The organism is Pseudomonas sp. P106(2024), from assembly GCF_057480815.1.
The window spans coordinates 13,185-29,977 of sequence record NZ_JBLIYU010000010.1; the positions used below are offsets into that span (position 1 = coordinate 13,185).

General features: G+C 65.4%; 13 protein-coding genes. 3 read left to right on the plus strand and 10 right to left on the minus strand.

Annotated features, from left to right (window positions below; genetic code table 11):
• Positions 1-354: 354 nt before the first annotated feature.
• The 7 genes from AC25M7_RS16705 to pilM form a co-directional block, all read right to left on the minus strand.
• A complete protein-coding gene (locus tag AC25M7_RS16705) occupies positions 355-1,974 on the minus strand; it encodes an AAA family ATPase (protein WP_186594740.1) in 1,620 nt (539 codons plus the stop codon).
• A gap of 15 nt (positions 1,975-1,989) precedes the next feature.
• Entirely contained in the window at positions 1,990-3,087 is a 1,098-nt protein-coding gene (gene aroB / locus AC25M7_RS16710; protein WP_028689108.1) for a 3-dehydroquinate synthase, read from the minus strand.
• A gap of 95 nt (positions 3,088-3,182) precedes the next feature.
• Complete coding sequence (gene aroK / locus AC25M7_RS16715) at positions 3,183-3,701, minus strand: shikimate kinase AroK (protein ID WP_028689109.1); 519 nt, start codon at positions 3,699-3,701, stop codon at positions 3,183-3,185.
• A 4-nt stretch (positions 3,702-3,705) separates the two neighbouring features.
• Positions 3,706-4,911, minus strand: a complete 1,206-nt coding sequence (locus tag AC25M7_RS16720; protein WP_088852014.1) for a type IV pilus secretin PilQ — start codon at positions 4,909-4,911, stop codon at positions 3,706-3,708.
• Entirely contained in the window at positions 4,868-5,881 is a 1,014-nt protein-coding gene (locus tag AC25M7_RS16725) for a pilus assembly protein PilP (RefSeq protein ID WP_486971288.1), read from the minus strand. Before AC25M7_RS16725 ends, AC25M7_RS16720 begins: the two co-directional genes overlap by 44 nt.
• A complete protein-coding gene (locus tag AC25M7_RS16730; RefSeq protein WP_088852012.1) occupies positions 5,878-6,417 on the minus strand; it encodes a PilN domain-containing protein in 540 nt (179 codons plus the stop codon). Before AC25M7_RS16730 ends, AC25M7_RS16725 begins: the two co-directional genes overlap by 4 nt.
• Entirely contained in the window at positions 6,414-7,310 is an 897-nt protein-coding gene (gene pilM, locus AC25M7_RS16735; RefSeq protein ID WP_028689112.1) for a type IV pilus biogenesis protein PilM, read from the minus strand. The genes AC25M7_RS16730 and pilM overlap by 4 nt, the downstream gene beginning before the upstream one ends.
• A gap of 169 nt (positions 7,311-7,479) precedes the next feature.
• On the opposite strand from pilM, the gene AC25M7_RS16740 reads away from it, so the two are divergent.
• Positions 7,480-9,930: a penicillin-binding protein 1A gene (locus tag AC25M7_RS16740; protein WP_372454736.1), complete on the plus strand. Its 2,451-nt coding sequence runs from the start codon at positions 7,480-7,482 to the stop codon at positions 9,928-9,930.
• A 95-nt stretch (positions 9,931-10,025) separates the two neighbouring features.
• Here the strand turns inward: AC25M7_RS16740 and AC25M7_RS16745 are convergent, their stop codons facing one another.
• From AC25M7_RS16745 to rpmE, 3 genes are all read right to left on the minus strand, one after another.
• Positions 10,026-11,294, minus strand: coding sequence for a malic enzyme-like NAD(P)-binding protein (locus AC25M7_RS16745; RefSeq protein WP_028689114.1), 1,269 nt, complete (start codon positions 11,292-11,294; stop codon positions 10,026-10,028).
• A gap of 179 nt (positions 11,295-11,473) precedes the next feature.
• A complete protein-coding gene (locus AC25M7_RS16750; protein ID WP_062575470.1) occupies positions 11,474-12,295 on the minus strand; it encodes a thermonuclease family protein in 822 nt (273 codons plus the stop codon).
• A 2-nt stretch (positions 12,296-12,297) separates the two neighbouring features.
• Complete coding sequence (gene rpmE / locus AC25M7_RS16755; RefSeq protein ID WP_011531746.1) at positions 12,298-12,513, minus strand: 50S ribosomal protein L31; 216 nt, start codon at positions 12,511-12,513, stop codon at positions 12,298-12,300.
• Between the two features lie 169 nt (positions 12,514-12,682).
• On the opposite strand from rpmE, the gene AC25M7_RS16760 reads away from it, so the two are divergent.
• Entirely contained in the window at positions 12,683-14,902 is a 2,220-nt protein-coding gene (locus AC25M7_RS16760; protein ID WP_062362830.1) for a primosomal protein N', read from the plus strand.
• Positions 14,903-15,056: 154 nt separating this feature from the next.
• Positions 15,057-16,793 carry an arginine--tRNA ligase gene (gene argS / locus AC25M7_RS16765; protein WP_028689117.1) on the plus strand — a complete coding sequence of 579 codons (1,737 nt, stop codon included), beginning with the start codon at positions 15,057-15,059 and terminating at the stop codon, positions 16,791-16,793.

Genomic DNA, 16,793 nt, shown 5'->3' on the forward strand with positions numbered 1-16,793 from the left:
CACCTCTCAACCGGAGGCAAATCTCTTTTTTAACAACCACTTACCATCCACGCCGATCAAACGCCAGCTTTTTTGCGGTGGTCATGGAAAACCATTGTTGCACAGCGACAGCGACGCCCACAAATTTTCATGTCTCACCATTGAAAATTTATGTCGCAATTTTGAATGTTTTTGGGCCATGCGCCGTGGTAACGGCTTAGCTAGAGTCTGAAGCGTTTCAGCCATGACTGCAACACAGGGCTTGTGGCCGGCAGTCTGGGACAGAAAAGCCTGCCGCGCTCGGGCGCAGCAGGCTGATCGAAAGCTAGAAGTCGCTCAGCAACTGGGCGGCGGGGTGGTGCCGCCCGGAAGGTATCAGCGGGCCGTGGCCAGCTCTTGTTGGACGCTGCCGACGGTACGTGGCCAAGGTTTACCAGCCTGGACCTTGGCTGGCAAGTTCTTGATTGCCGCAGCAGCGGCGTCGCGGCTGGCGAAGTTGCCGTAGGTGACGACAAACAGCGGCTTGCCCTGCAGGTTTTTCTTGAAGTAGCGATAGTCGCCACCCTGCGCCTTGACGAACGACTGGGCCGACGCCTCGGAGCTGGTGCCGAAGATCTGCACTACGTAATTGCCCGGTTTCTGGCCGGCATACCAGCTGCTGTTGCCGGCGCCGCCCGTGGCGGTTTTCTCGGCAGGCTTGCTGGCGGGCTTGGCGCTGGCGACCTGGGTTGGGGCCGGGGCGGGCTTGGCGGGTGCAACCGGTTTTACTGGCTGGGTTGCGACAGGCTTCGGCGCAGGCGCAACCGACTGTGCCGGAGCGGTGGTTACCGGTTGGGCAGGAGCTGGTGCCGGGCTGGCGGTGGCACCTTGCGGCGGCGCGATGGTGGTCACGGTCGGCGGCACGGCGGCCGACGGCGCGGCAGGCTGCAAAGCGGTATCACCCGCAGGCCCACCCTCTTCGCCCTCGCCCATGCCGGCGGCCTGGGCCAGGGGCTCGCGCATCACCGGCTGCGACTGGCCGACCAGCGGCAGCGGCATCGGTTGCGAGGAACCGGAGAACTCGATGGCGGGCGCGCCGTTGCTGCCCTGCCCCAGTGGCAATTGAGCCTGGGCGGCCGGCGCCTCGGTCGGGGCCTTGTCGCCCTTCTTGGGCATCAGGACCGCCGCGCCAACGGCGACCACGACCACAGCGGACAACGCGAGCACGTGTTTCTTAGGCATTTTGAACCCCATGGATGGTCGCTTGACCGTGGTACGGCTGGCGATCATGGCTTCGATCAAGGTATCGCGGGCGACCTGGTTGATGTTCCCAGGCCAACCGTCGGAGTTTTCGTGGATGTCGACGATCTGCTCGGCGCTGAACACCTCGATGCCCCGGCCGGCGCCTTCCAGGCGCTGTTCCAGGTACTCGCGAGTCTCTTCCTCGCTGTACGGGGCCAGCTCGATGACATGGAAGCGCTCGCCATCGGCATTGAGCTCTTCCAGCCCGGCAATCAGCGAAGGCTCGCCGAACAGGAACACATGCGGGCGCCCTTCGGCCACGCCTGCCGCCAACTCCAGCAACGCTTGGAGTGCCGACTCGTCGAGTTGTTCCGCATCGTCCACCAGCAGATAGACTTCCTGGCCGGTCAGCGCCAGCTGAACCACCTGCGACAGGATCGCCTGCACCTCCGGCTGCGCCACGTTCAGCGACTGCGCCACCTGGCCCAGCACGCTGGCAGCGTCACTGGCGCCACGGGCGGACACCACCACGCTCTGCACCGACTGCTTGTTGGTACTGGCCACCAGGGCCTGGCGCAGCAGGGTCTTGCCGCTGCCCACCGGGCCGCTGACCACCAGCATCAGCTGGCTGTAGCGCGCCAGGTGATGCAACTGGCCCAGCACCGGCTTGCGCTGGGCGGGGAAGAACTTGAAGCCGGGCACCCGCGGTGCGAACGGATCGTGGCTCAACTGGTAATGGTCGAGGAACGCCTCATCGGCATGCAGACTGGTCATTGCGTTGTCACAACCTCAAAGCTGGGCCACGATCGCGCGGTAATCCGCCGCCAGGGTGGCCTGAAGAATCTCTGTCGAATAGTCGTCGGTGACGACGGCCTCGCCCAGCTGGCGCAGCAGCACCAGGCGCAGGCGCCCGTCGAGCACTTTCTTGTCGACCGCCATGTGCTCCATGAAATGCGCCGGGGTCATTTCCTGTGGTGGCACCACCGGCAATCCTGCGTCCTGCAGCAGGCGAATTCCGCGATCGCGCGCCGGCTGGTCGATCCAGCCCAGGCGCATGGACATTTCCAGGGCCATCACCGTGCCCGCCGCCACGGCTTCGCCGTGCAGCCAGACGCCATAGCCCATGTGTGTTTCGATGGCATGGCCGAAGGTGTGGCCAAGGTTGAGCGTGGCACGCACGCCCGATTCGCGCTCGTCGGCACCGACCACGGCGGCCTTGGCCGCGCAGGAGCGGCGGATGGCTTCGGTCAGGGCGGCGGAGTCCAGGGCGCGCAACGCCTGCATATTGTCTTCAAGCCAGGCGAGGAACGGCTTGTCGCAGATCAGGCCGTACTTGATGACTTCGGCCAGGCCTGCGGAGAGCTCGCGCTCGGGCAGGGTCTTCAGGCTGGTGGTGTCGATCAGCACCGCGTTGGGCTGATAGAAAGCGCCGACCATGTTCTTGCCCAACGGGTGGTTGATGCCGGTCTTGCCGCCCACCGAAGAGTCCACCTGGGACAGCAGCGTGGTCGGCACCTGGATGAAGTCGACGCCGCGCTGGTAGCAGGCCGCGGCAAAGCCGGCCATGTCGCCGATCACGCCGCCACCGAGGGCAACCACGGTGGTGCGACGGTCATGGCGGGCGGTGAGCAGGGCGTCGAAGATCAGCTGCAGGGTTTCCCAGTTCTTGTGGGCCTCGCCGTCAGGCAACACCACGGGCAGCACCGAATACGCGCCCAGGGTCTTGCTGAGGCGTTCGAGGTACAGGGGCGCGACGGTCTCGTTGGAGACGATGGCAACCTGCCGCCCGGCAATGTGCGGCGCCAGCAGCTCGGGCTGGTCCAGCAGGCCTTCGCCAATGTAGATCGGGTAGCTACGTTCGCCCAGGTCGACCTTTAGTGTCTGCATGTATCCCCACAATGTGCTTGGACGCGGTGGCGGTTCGGCCCCGCGCGGTGACGTTCAGCCCCGTCTCGGCGTTGGTCGCCGAGGATAGACCCCGCTCAGCGGGGCGGCAACTTCTGCAGGCGCTCGAGGATGTCGAGCACCACCATGCGTGGTGGCCGCTCGTCGGTTTCCACCACCAGGTCGGCGATTTCGCGATACAGCGGGTCGCGCGCCTCCAGCAGGGCGCGCAACGTGGCCTCCGGGTTGGCGGTACGCAACAGCGGTCGGTTGCGGTCACGGGAGGTGCGTCCCACCTGCTGCTCCACCGAGGCGTGCAGGTAGACCACCCGTCCGCCGGCGCGCAGCGCCGCACGGTTGGCGTCGCGCATCACCGCGCCGCCGCCGGTGGCCAGGACCACGCCGTCGAGCGCGCTGAGCTCGGCGATCATCGCCTGCTCGCGGTCACGAAAGCCCGGCTCGCCTTCCTTGTCGAAGATCCACGGGATGTTGGCGCCGGTTCGCAGTTCGATTTCCTTGTCGGAATCCTTGAACAGCAGGCGCAGCTCTTTGGCCAACAGGCGCCCGATGGTGCTTTTACCAGCGCCCATGGGCCCCACAAGTATCAAATTTCGCACAGAATCAACGACTCACAGCAATCGCCTGGTCACTCATGATACGCGGAGTCAGGAAGACCAGCAGCTCGGATTTTTTCTCTTGTAATGCATCGCGTCGAAACAGCCGCCCAACATACGGCAGATCGCCAAAAAATGGCACCTTGTCGACCACTTTGTTCTGCGACGTCGAGTACACGCCACCAATCACAATGGTCTGCCCATCGGTGACCCGCACCTTGGCGTTGACCTCGTTCTTGCGGATCGGCGGCACATCGTTGAGGGCATTGATGAAGTCCGGCTCGTCCTTGGTCACCCGCACCGCCATGATCACCTTGCCGTCCGGCGTGATCTGCGGCGTCACCTCCAGCGACAGGGACGCCTCTCGGAAGGAGACCGAAGTGGCGCCACTGCGGGTGGTTTCCTGGTAGGGCACTTCGGTGCCCTTGAGTATGCGCGCGGTTTCCTTGTCGGCCGTGACCACCTTGGGTTGGGAGATGATCTCGCCATTGCCGCTTTTTTCCATGGCGCTGAGCTCCAGATCGAGCAGGATATCGCTGCGCAGCAGCCCCACTCCCAACGCGGCACCTCCCCGCTCGACGCCAAGATCGACGAAAAGGTCGCTGCCCAGCCGGCGGTCCGAGCCATACAGCGGTCCACCCCAGCGCACGCCCAGGGCCTTTTCGTAATCGACATTGGCCTCGACGATCCGTGCCTCGATCATGACCTGGCGCACCGGCACATCCAGCTGAGTGACCAGCCTGCGCAGTTCGGCGAGCCGCGCGGCAGGCTGGGTGGCTACCAGGGTATTGGTGCGAGCGTCCACACTGAGGCTGCCACGCCCGGCCAGGGCACCGTCGTCCGCCAGGCTCGCCAGCAGCAGCTCCGCCAGCTCGCCGGCCTTGGCATGGAAGACAGGGATCAATTCACGCTGCAGTGGCTCGATGCCCTGGACCTGCCCAGCGAGCTCTGCCACAGGAGCAACCAGCAGCACATTCCCCTCCCGGCGCCTGCCCAAGCCCTTGCTGCGCAGCACCAGATCAAGCGCCTGCTCCCAGGGCACGTCTTCCAGGCGCAGGGTAATCCGTCCCTGCACCGAGTCGCCGACCACCAGGTTGACGCCCGCGTGATCGGCCATGACCTGAAGCACCGAACGCAGCTCGACGTCCTGGAGGTTGAGCGACATCGGCTCACCCTGAAACGTCTCGGCCTGCGTCGCCTGAAGCCCCAACATCAATAGCACGCCGCTCAACCATTGCCTCGGTCCCATCCCTGACCTCTCCCTGTTCATGCGTCCCAAGAACCAGATACCTGGGACGTGCTTGCCAGCGCCCATCGATGTAGATCCGCTCCTGGACCTCCACCCGGTCAACCTCAATGGCCACCACGACACTTTCTTCGAGCCCCAGTCGATCGCCTTCCGCGACCCGGTACAGGCGACCTGCGAAGCGCAGCAATGCCTGTCGCCGCCCCGCCTGGGAGAGGCTGCCGACCATCTCCAACCGTGCCAATGGAACATGCGCCAGCCCACTGTCCTCACTCGGGGGCAACCAAGCCCGGAAAGGGTCGAATGCCGTCTTCGACAAGACCGCCTGGGCCGGCTCGTCCGCCAATGACGCCGGGACCGGCAGCTCTTCCCCAGAGTGGTAGGCATGCAATCGCAACTGGGCGGCGATTTGCCCGATACCCCCATCCTTCAGGGCCAGCCTGAGCCGGTCCACATTCAACAGACGCAACTGCCGCAGCGATTGCTCCAGCCACAGGCGCAGCGCCGGATACTGTCCCGACACCGCGATTTCCAGCGGTTGCACTCGATACGCTGGCGCCTGCTTTGCCTCCTGCACCTCGACTCGCTCGAATACCAGGCCATGTTCCTGCCCCGATAGCGCCAACTGATCGAGTAGCTCGCTCATGCCCTCTCCCGCGGCCAGCCGCCATCGTGTCGCCTGCAAAAGCGTCCGGGCATGTTCAAGCGCCCGCTGCTCCACACCCAGTTCGACGAGGCGCGCCCTGCGCTGCGCCAGTTCATCCTGTAGCTGGAGCTGTTGCCGGACAGACTCGAAATGCCCCTGAACCGGATCACGCAGACGTACCAGGTAGCCCACACAAGCAACCATGAGCGCGAGCGACAGGCACACCACGGACCTCACCACTCCCGACCGACCTGCCAGCGCCTGCCAGTCAAGGAGCCACAGGCGGGTCACGACTCGCCCGCCAGCAATCGCGCCGCCAGCAGGAACGCGTCACCCTCGTCATGACGCCTGAGCTGAACGAGCTCGAGGTCCCGCACCACGCCAACGTGCTCCAGGTCGCGCATGAACTGGGCGACCACCGTCGCAGAGGCAGCCAGACCGCCCAGGCGCAAGCGTCCCGCCTCGACATCCACCTCCGTCAAGCGAGCACCTTCTGGCAGAGCCTGCTCAAGGGCGAGGAACAAATCAGGCATCTGCGACCGCCCTGTGCCGAGTGCAGACAACGCGGCATGCTCGGCCTGTAACGCCTCCCGCCTGCCGCGCAGTTGATCGACCTGCCTCAGCGAGATTTCGAGCCGCTCGAGCTCCGCCTGATGCGAGACGACTATCAGTGCTTGTCGGGCCAGGCGCGACCGCGCCATCTGATCGAGCCATGTGACCGCGCCCAGGGCCACCACCAGGGTGACTACGAGCCTGATCTGAAATTGCCGCACAGCCCTGGCCCTGCGGTGCTCGCGCCAGGGCATCAAGTTCAGTCTCACCCTCATGCCCGGCCTCCCATGGCCAAGCCGCAGGCCAGGACCATCGAAGCTGCACAAAGGCCATCATGCTCCCGGAGACCTGCCAGCGGGAGCGGGCAACCCACCTGGCATTTCACATCCAGGCGTTCTCGCAAATGCGCCGCCCGGGCTTCATCGGCAGCGGAGCCGAACAGGACAACGTCAGCGATGGGCGCCTGCTCATCCAACCGCCAGAGGCTATCGACAGCGACATCCCAGTGCGCCGGCGAGCCCAGGGCGAGCCGCTGGCGCTGCGCAATGGGGTCGCCGTGCCAGCGGTGCATGACCACTTCGCCCGGCTCCAACTGCAGCAGCACAGCTGAGCGAGCCTGCGCCTCAGACAGCAACGCTCGCCGTAGCGCGAAGCTGTCCACCTCCACGGCTTCAAGTTGCAATCCGGCCTTGGCAAACACCCGCTCCCACGGATCGAGCTGGCTTTGCCGGCAGGCCACCACCAGCACTTCGAATTGCCCGGGATCATCGGCGCATGCACCCTGCACCCAGTAGTCAAGGGCCAGATCCTCAAGCGGGAAGGGAAACAACTGCTCGGCCTGAGCCAACACGGCCGCCTCGATACCAAGGTCGGCCAGCCCGGCAGGCAACCGGCAACGCTTGCAGATGACCTGAGAGGCGGGCAATGCCAGGGCGACGCGCAACTGCCTGGTTCGACATTGAACATGGGCCCGCCGCAACCCCATCACCAACCCCTGCGCCTCGTCGGATGCCACCCAGCCAGGCGTCGCCGGCTCGAAGCGCTCCTGCGCCCACCCCTGCACACGCCAACCGCCGCGCTGGCGATGCAGGTGCAGCATTCTTATGGAACCGGAGGCAATTTCCACCCCCAGCAGTGAACCGGCGTCCCTGCCAAAGCATCCAAGCATGGCTGTTCCTTTCTGGTCATCGGCAGCCCGCGCCGTAGTGGCGCGAGCGGTCGTCCTACGCCCCGGGCGGTCACCCGGTGGGACGAAAAATGCTTATAATGGCCAGCGTTTTCCTGTCCGCCGGCCCCGCGCGCAATCCACTCCTCAACCTGGACACCCAAAAGCCTTGATACGTCTGCTGAAGTTCTTCTGGTGGTCTCTCGTCGCCGTCATCTGCGCGCTCGTGCTCGGTGTGAGCGGTGCGTTTCTGTATCTTAGCCCCAGCCTGCCCTCGGTCGAATCGCTCAGAAGCGTCCAGTTGCAAATCCCCCTGAGGGTGTACAGTAGCGACGGCAAGCTGATTGCCGAGTTCGGCGAGATGCGGCGCTCGCCGATCAAGTTCCAGGAAATTCCCCCACAGTTCATCCAGGCGCTTCTGTCCGCCGAAGACGACAATTTCCTCAACCACTACGGGGTAGATCCCAGCAGCCTGATGCGCGCGGCATCGCAGTTGCTCAAGTCCGGGCATATCCAGACCGGCGGCAGCACCATCACCATGCAGGTGGCGAAGAACTTCTTCCTCACCAGCGAGCGCAGCTTCTCGCGCAAGACCAACGAGATCCTGCTGGCCCTGCAGATCGAGCGCGAGCTGACCAAGGACGAGATCCTCGAGCTCTACGTCAACAAGATCTACCTGGGCAACCGCGCCTACGGCATCGATGCCGCTGCGCAGGTGTACTACGGCAAGTCGATTCGCGACGTAAGCCTGGCGCAGATGGCGATGATCGCCGGCCTGCCCAAGGCGCCCTCGCGCTTCAACCCCCTGGCCAACCCGGTACGCGCCAAGGAGCGCCGTGACTGGATCCTCGGACGCATGTACAAGCTCGGCAAGATCGACGAAGCCAGCTACCAGGCGGCCCTGGCCGAACCGCTGAACGCCAGCTACCACGTGCCGACTCCGGAAGTGAACGCCCCCTATGTCGCCGAGATGGCCCGCGCCGAGATGGTCGGCCGCTACGGCAGCGACGCCTACACCGAAGGTTTCCGCGTCACCACCACGGTGCCGAGCGACATGCAGCAGATGGCCAACAGCGCGGTGCTCAACGGCCTCAGCGAGTATGACGAACGCCACGGTTACCGCGGCCCCGAGGCACGCTTCCCGGGCAAGACCCGTGCGGCCTGGCTGCAGGAACTGGGCAAGCAGCGCACCCTCGGCGGCCTGGAGCCGGCCATCGTCACCCAGGTCGAGAAGACGGGCCTGAAGGTGATGACCCGCAGCGGGCTGGAAGAGAATGTGGCCTGGGATACCATGAAGTGGGCCCGCCCATACCTCAGCAGCAACTCGCAGGGACGTTCGCCACAATCGCCCGGCGACGTCGCCCAGGTCGGCGACCTGGTCCGCCTGCAGCGCCTGGAGGACGGCAAGCTCAAGTTCAGCCAGGTACCCGGGGCCCAGAGCGCCCTGGTCACCCTCGACCCTTACAACGGCGCCATCCGCGCCCTGGTCGGCGGATTCTCCTTCGAGCAGAGCAACTACAACCGCGCCATGCAGGCCAAGCGCCAGCCGGGCTCGAGCTTCAAGCCCTTTGTCTACAGCGCCGCGCTGGACAACGGCTACACCGCCGCCAGCCTGGTCAACGACGCGCCGATCGTGTTCGTCGACGAGTACCTGGACAAGGTCTGGCGCCCGAAGAACGACACCAATACCTTCCTTGGCCCGATCCGCATGCGCGAGGCGCTGTACAAGTCGCGCAACCTGGTTTCGATCCGCCTGCTGCAGGCCATGGGCGTGGACCGCACCATCGACTACATCGCCAAGTTCGGCTTCAACAAGCAGGACCTGCCGCGCAACCTGTCGCTGGCACTGGGCACCGCGACCCTGACGCCGATGGAGATCGCCACCGGCTGGAGCACCTTCGCCAACGGCGGCTACAAGATCAGCCCCTACCTGATCGAGCGCGTCGAAAGCCGCAACGGCGAAACCCTGTTCACCGCCAACCCGGCACGGGTGCCCCAGGGCAGCCAGGACCAGGCCGGCCTCGCCGCCCCCGAGCAGGCGATCAGCGTCGCGCCGATGCCGGGCGAAGCACCGTCGGCCCTCGGCCAGACCGCCCCGGCGCCGCAGGTACCCGCCGTGGCCGAGCAGATCATCGACGGGCGCACCTCGTACATTCTCACCAGCATGCTGCAGGATGTGATCAAGCGCGGCACCGGCCGCCGCGCCCTGGCCCTCGGCCGCACGGACCTGGCAGGCAAGACCGGTACCACCAACGAGTCCAAGGATGCCTGGTTCTCCGGCTACAACGCCGACTACGTCACCACCGTCTGGGTAGGCTTCGACCAGCCGGAAACCCTGGGCAGACGCGAGTACGGCGGCACCGTGGCGTTGCCGATCTGGATGAGCTTCATGGGCGCGGCGCTCAAGGGCAAGCCTGAGCACGCACCGGCCGAGCCGGAAGGCATTCTCAGCCTGCGTGTCGACCCGGTCAGCGGCCGCGCCGCCACACCAGGCACACCGAATGCCTACTTTGAGCTGTTCAAGGCCGAGGACTCGCCACCTTCGGTAGACGAACTGGGCAATGGCGCCGCCCCCGGCAGCCCGCTGCCGGCGGATGAAGCGGCGCCGATGGATCTGTTCTGACCACATCGCCGGACAGCTGCGCGATGCTTTGACAGCGGCAAGCAAAAAGCCCCGACTCTCACGAGCCGGGGCTTTTTCATGACGCTACGACCGGATCAGCCGTTGAACACGTCATCCACGCTTTTCAGCGGGTAGTGCTTCGGATACGGCAGGGTGGCCACGCCGGATTCGATGGCGGCCTTGGCCACGGCATCGGAAACCACGGTGATCAGACGGGCATCCAGCGGCTTCGGAATGATGTATTCGCGGCCGAATTCCAGGGCCTGTACGCCGTAGGCTTCGCAGACTTCCTTCGGCACTGGCTGCTTGGCCAGGTCCTTCAGGGCGATGGCGGCGGCGATCTTCATTTCTTCGTTGATGCGCTTGGCGCGAACGTCCAGGGCACCGCGGAAGATGAATGGGAAGCCCAGTACGTTGTTGACCTGGTTCGGGTAGTCGGAACGACCGGTGGCCATGATCACGTCGCTGCGGGTGGCGTGAGCCAGCTCCGGAGCGATTTCCGGATCCGGGTTCGAGCAGGCGAACACGATCGGGTTGGCGGCCATCGACTTCAGGCCCTCCGGGCTCAGCAGGTTCGGACCGGACAGGCCGACGAACACATCGGCGCCGTTCAGGGCATCAGCCAGGGTGCGCTTGTCGGTGGCGTGGGCGAACTGGGCCTTGTACTGGTTCAGGTCGTCGCGGCCGGCGTGGATCACGCCGCTGCGGTCGATCATGAAGATGTTCTCGACCTTGGCGCCCATGCTTACCAGCAGCTTCATGCAGGAGATGGCGGCGGCACCGGCGCCCAGGCAGACGATCTTCGCCTCCTCGAGCTTCTTGCCGGCGATTTCCAGGGCGTTGATCATGCCGGCGGCGGTAACGATGGCGGTACCGTGCTGGTCATCGTGGAAGACGGGAATGTCGCACTGTTCGATCAGGGTGCGCTCGATCTCGAAGCACTCAGGTGCCTTGATGTCTTCCAGGTTGATGCCGCCGAAGGTGATGGAGATGCGGCGAACGGTGTCGATGAAGGCCTGCGGGCTCTCCGACTCGACTTCGATATCGAACACGTCGATACCGGCGAAACGCTTGAACAGAACACCCTTGCCTTCCATTACCGGCTTGGAGGCCAGCGGGCCGAGGTCGCCCAGACCGAGGATGGCGGTGCCATCGGAGATCACCGCAACCAGGTTGCCCTTGCCGGTGTACTTGTAGGCCAGCTCCGGATCACGGCCGATCTCGCGCACAGGCTCGGCGACGCCAGGGCTATAGGCCAGGGCGAGGTCACGGGCGGTGGCGGTGGGCTTGGAGAGCTCGACGCTCAGCTTCCCCGGACGGGGCTGGGCGTGGTATTCGAGAGCGGCGGTTTTCAGGTCTGACATGATGGGCATTCCGCTGTTTACTGTTCTGACGGACCGCCGAGGATACGCAAAGAGCCGGGGGGCGACAAGACTGCCCGGTCACTATGTGTCAAGGCCTTTGGCCTACGACTTTACGCTATAACCCACGGGGCTTACGGGACCCAGTGTGTACAATCCAATAGCAAAATGTCTACAACTATTTACCCTGGAACAGCCGCCAACATGCTCGGATCGGTCAATGGCAACAGCCAGCGTCGCTGCCCGGGCTTGAGCCCTCCCTTGCGGGATCGGTCCAACACCCAGCCACGCGCCTCGACCTGGCGTCCCTTGAGGTTAGCGAAGAAGCTGGCGGGGAAGCGCTGCTGCAGACGAGCGGGGACCTGCAGCACCACGGCATCGTCGAGCTCCAGCCAGATACCGCCACGGTTGCGCTCGATACCCTTGATCTTGCCGCCGATCACGGCAAAACCGGACTGCCTGACTTCCCTCGCACGCACCACCGGCGACTGGCGCCACAACCCGGCCCCGGCATTGCGCGCCTGCTGCTCGGCCTGTTGCTGGCAGCCCGACAAGGCCACATTGGGGGCGATGGCGACTCGGTAGCCGAGGCCCTCGCTGAGCAATTGTGCTTCGAGATTGTCGCCAGTACGGCTATAGATGTGCGCCAGGGTACGACCGTACTTGTCCTTGGGTTCCACGCCCGGGACCAGGCCGACGCGACCATTGCTGGCCTCGACCAGCGCCTGCAGGCGCCGTTTCGCAGCCTCGGCGTAAGGCTCGCTGGTGCGGCCCTTGCGGCCGATCTCGGGCGCATTGATGCCGATCAGCCGCACGTTGCGCCCGTCAGTCAGGCGCAAGGTGTCGCCGTCGACTACCTGGCGCACCGTCACCTGCTGCGGCTGCTCGGGCAACGGACAGAAGGCCAGGGCCGGAAAATGCCAGATCGCGCCCACAAAAAAGGCGCCCGCAAGGGGCGCCTTCTTTTGCAGCAACGCGAACCTCGAGAGATTCGCCATGCGCATGATTACTTCTTGGTACCGAACATACCGAAGCGATCGGCGAACTTCTGTACGCGACCACCGGTGTCCAGGACTTTCTGCTTACCGGTGTAGAACGGGTGGCACAGGTTGCAAACGTCGATCGCCAGGACGCTGCCCAGGGTCGAACGGGTTTCAAACTTGTTGCCGCAGCTGCAGGTGACTGCAACTACTTCGTAGTTCGGATGAATATCTGCTTTCATGGTCACTTCCTCGAGCTGCGTGCCGCCACCCAACACCTATTGTTGAATACCGCACGTAATTAGGCGGCGAATAATACCAGAGCGCGGCCGCAGCGCAAGTTGTCGCTTGCACCGACCGTCGTCTGCTAGGCTCGCCTGATTTGTGAAACGCCCTCCAGAGACCTTCCGCGTGTCCGACGTCATCCTGCGCCTTGCCCTGCCCTCGCCCCTGCGTCGCCTGTTCGACTACCGGGCGCCCGCGAGCATGGCGCGCCAGGCACTGACGCCCGGCATGCGCATCCGCGTGCCATTCGGCCGGCGCGAGATGATCGGCGTGCTGGTGGAGATCGCCACGCACAGCGAAGTCCCCGCCGACAAGCTCAAGCCGGCCAGCGCCCTGCTCGACCCGGTTTCGCCCGTGCCACCCGCACTGTTCAAGCTGTGCCTGTGGACGGCGCAGTACTACCAGCACAGCCTGGGCGACACCTTGAGCTGGGCCCTGCCGACCCTGCTGCGCCAAGGCGAGCCGGCCGAGGCGCGCCAGGAGCGTTTCTGGCACGTCGCCCCCGGGGCACGCCTGGAGGATCCGCGCATCGCCCGCGCCCCGCGCCAGCGCGATGCCCTCAAGACCCTGTCGCAGCACCCCCACGGCGTAGCCCACAGCCTGTTGAGCAAGCTGGGCCTGAACAAGGACAGCCTCGACCTGCTGCTGGCCAAGGAGCTGGTGAGCGTCGAAGTCCGCCGCCACCTGCCCGCCGCGCGCCACGAGCACTGGCTGGCCCAACCGGAGCTGCCGCTCAACGAGGAGCAGCGCGCGGCGTTCGAGGCGGTGCGCGCGGGCTTCGGCGCCTTCCACGCCTACCTGCTGGCCGGGGTCACCGGCAGCGGCAAGACCGAGGTGTACCTGCAGCTTATTCGCGAAACCCTCGAAGCCGGCAAGCAGGCGCTGATCCTGATCCCCGAGATCAACCTCGGCCCGCAGACCCTGCAACGCTTCGAGCAGCGCTTCAACGCCCGCATCGCCCTGCTGCACTCGGCGGTGGGCGACCGCGAACGCCTGGACGCCTGGCTGGCGGCCCGCGATGGTGACGCCGACATCATCATCGGCACCCGCTCGGCGCTGTTCACGCCGATGAAGAACCCGGGCCTGATCATCATCGACGAGGAACACGACGGTTCCTATAAACAGCAGGAAGGCCTGCGCTATCACGCCCGCGACCTGGCCGTGGTCCGCGCCCACCAGGAGAACATCCCGATCCTGCTGGGCTCGGCCACGCCGTCGCTGGAAAGCCTGCACAACGCCCACAGCGGCCGCTACGGCCTGCTGCGCATGAACCAGCGCGCCGGTGGCGCCAAGGCACCACGTTTCCTGCGCCTGGACGTACGCAGCCTGCCATTGGACAGCGGCATCAGCGGCCCGCTGCAACAGGCCATCCGCCAGACCCTGGAGGCTGGCCAGCAGGTGCTGGTGTTCCTCAACCGCCGCGGCTTCGCTCCGACGCTACTGTGCCACGACTGCGGCTGGCTCTCCGAGTGCCCGCGCTGCGATGCGCGCATGACCGTGCACCAGCGTTCCGCCGTGCTGCGCTGCCACCACTGCGGCTATGACGAACGCCTGCCGTTGCAGTGCCCGCAGTGCGCCCACGTCGACCTGCGTCCGGTGGGGGCCGGCACCGAGCGCGCCGAAGAGCGGCTCAAGGTGCTGTTCCCCGACTACCCGATCCTGCGCGTGGACCGCGACAGCACCTCGCGCAAGGACGCCATGCACAACCTGTTCGCCACCATCCAGCGCGGTCAACCGAGCATCCTGGTTGGCACCCAGATGCTGGCCAAGGGGCACCACTTCCCTCGCGTCACCCTGGTGGCGATTCTTGATGCCGATGGCGGGCTGTTCTCCGGCGACTTCCGCGCCAGCGAGCGCATGGCCCAGCTGATCGTCCAGGTTGCCGGTCGCGCCGGACGCGCCGAAGAGCCGGGCAAGGTCATCGTGCAGACCCACCTGGCCGACCATCCGCTGCTGGTCCAACTGACCGAGCAGGGCTACTTCGCTTTCGCCGAGCAGGCCCTGAGCGAACGTCGCGCCGCCGGTCTGCCGCCGTTCGCCCACCTGGCCCTGCTGCGTGCGGATGCGCACAAGCCGGGCCAGGCCGAGGGCTTCCTCGACGAAGCCTGCGCCGCCGCCGAGCGGGTCATGGCCGAACAAGGCCTGCATGGCATCGAGCTGCTCGGCCCGGTCCCGGCGCCCATGGAACGACGGGCGGGCCGCTTCCGCGCGCAACTATTGCTCCAGGCCAATGCCCGGGCTCAGCTGCATCGACTGATCAGTGCCTGGTTGCTAGTGTTGGAGCAGATGCCATCGGGGCGGCAGGTGCGCTGGTCGCTGGATGTGGATCCGGTGGACCTGTACTGACTGCTTCAAAGTTACCGTGGGAGCTGGCTTGCCCCGCTATGACAGTGGCCTGGCCCCAAAAGGTTGGCAACCCGTCCCCGGCAACGGATAATGCCCAGTTTTTCCACCTGCGCATCGAAGCGCTCACCGCGCTTGCGGTCGAAAAGAGAATCCCATGAAAGACACCATTCGCCAGCTGATCCAGCAAGCCCTCACCCAACTCGTCACCGACGGTGTGCTGCCTGAAGGGCTGACGCCGGCGATCCAGGTGGAAAACGCCCGGGACAAGACCCACGGCGACTTCGCCAGCAACATCGCCATGATGCTGGCCAAGCCAGCCGGCATGAAGCCGCGCGATCTGGCCGAAAAACTCATCGCCAGGCTGCCGGCCAGCCCCGACATCACCAAGGTCGAGATCGCCGGCCCCGGTTTCCTGAACTTCTTCCAGAACACCGACGCCCTGGCCAGCCGCCTCGACGCCGCCCTGGCCGACGAGCACCTGGGCGTGCGCAAGGCCGGCCCGGCCGAGAAGGTGGTGATCGACATGTCGGCGCCGAACCTGGCCAAGGAAATGCACGTCGGCCACCTGCGCTCGACCATCATCGGTGACAGCGTCGCGCGCGTGCTGGAATTCCTCGGCGATGACGTCATCCGCCAGAACCACGTGGGCGACTGGGGCACCCAGTTCGGCATGCTGCTGGCCTACCTGGAAGAAAACCCGATCACCAGCGACGAGCTGTCGGACCTGGAGAACTTCTACCGCGCCGCCAAGAAGCGCTTCGACGAGTCCGAGGCGTTCGCCACCCGCGCCCGCGGCCTGGTGGTCAAGCTGCAGGCCGGCGACCCTGAGTGCATGGCCCTGTGGACGCGCTTCAAGGACATCTCGCTGTCGCACTGCCAGAAGACCTACGAGCTGCTCAACGTCAAGCTGACCATGGCCGACGTCATGGGCGAGAGCGCCTACAACGCCGACCTGGCCAACGTGGTCGCCGACCTCAAGGCCAAGGGCCTGCTGGTCGAGGACCAGGGCGCCCAGTGCGTGTTCCTCGAGGAGTTCAAGAACGCCGAGGGCGAGCCGCTGCCGGTGATCGTGCAGAAGGCCGACGGCGGCTACCTGTACGCCACCACCGACCTGGCCGCCGTGCGCTACCGCAGCAACACGCTGAACGCCGACCGCGCCCTGTACTTCGTCGACCAGCGCCAGGCCCTGCACTTCAACCAGGTGTTCGAAGTGGCTCGCCGCGCCGGTTTCGTCGGCCACCCGATGAAGATGGAGCACATGGGCTTCGGCACCATGAACGGCGCCGATGGCCGCCCGTTCAAGACCCGTGATGGCGGCACCGTCAAGCTGATCGACCTGCTCACCGAGGCCAAGGACCGCGCCTACGCGCTGGTCAAGGAGAAGAATCCTTCGCTGGCCGAGGACGAACTGCGCCACATCGGCGAGGTGGTCGGCATCGGCGCGGTCAAGTACGCCGACCTGTCCAAGCACCGCACCAGCGACTACAGCTTCAACTTCGAGCTGATGCTCAACTTCGAAGGCAACACCGCGCCGTACCTGCTGTACGCCTACACCCGCGTGGCTGGCGTGTTCCGCAAGCTCGGCAAGGGCTTCGATGAAGTCGACGGCAGCATCGTCCTGCAGGCCGCGCACGAGCAGGACCTGGCCGCGCGCCTGGCGCAGTTCGGCGAGATCCTGAACAGCGTCGCCGAAAAAGGCACGCCACACGTGCTGTGCAGCTACCTGTACGACCTCGCCGGCCTGTTCTCCAGCTTCTACGAGAACTGCCCGATCCTTTCCGCCGAAACCGCCGAACAGCAGCAGAGCCGCCTGCGCCTGGCTGCCCTGACCGGCCGCACCCTCAAGCAGGGCCTGGAACTGCTCGGCCTGGAAACCCTGGAGCGCATGTAA

Coding starts and splice junctions, on each gene's coding strand:
- AC25M7_RS16705 (WP_186594740.1), bottom strand. CDS start 1,974: ATGACCAGTCTGCATGCCGATGAGGCGTTCCTCGACCATTACCAGTTG.
- aroB (WP_028689108.1), bottom strand. CDS start 3,087: ATGCAGACACTAAAGGTCGACCTGGGCGAACGTAGCTACCCGATCTAC.
- AC25M7_RS16720 (WP_088852014.1), bottom strand. CDS start 4,911: ATGTTGGGGCTTCAGGCGACGCAGGCCGAGACGTTTCAGGGTGAGCCG.
- AC25M7_RS16730 (WP_088852012.1), bottom strand. CDS start 6,417: ATGAGGGTGAGACTGAACTTGATGCCCTGGCGCGAGCACCGCAGGGCC.
- pilM (WP_028689112.1), bottom strand. CDS start 7,310: ATGCTTGGATGCTTTGGCAGGGACGCCGGTTCACTGCTGGGGGTGGAA.
- AC25M7_RS16745 (WP_028689114.1), bottom strand. CDS start 11,294: ATGTCAGACCTGAAAACCGCCGCTCTCGAATACCACGCCCAGCCCCGT.
- AC25M7_RS16750 (WP_062575470.1), bottom strand. CDS start 12,295: ATGCGCATGGCGAATCTCTCGAGGTTCGCGTTGCTGCAAAAGAAGGCG.
- rpmE (WP_011531746.1), bottom strand. CDS start 12,513: ATGAAAGCAGATATTCATCCGAACTACGAAGTAGTTGCAGTCACCTGC.
- argS (WP_028689117.1), top strand. CDS start 15,057: ATGAAAGACACCATTCGCCAGCTGATCCAGCAAGCCCTCACCCAACTC.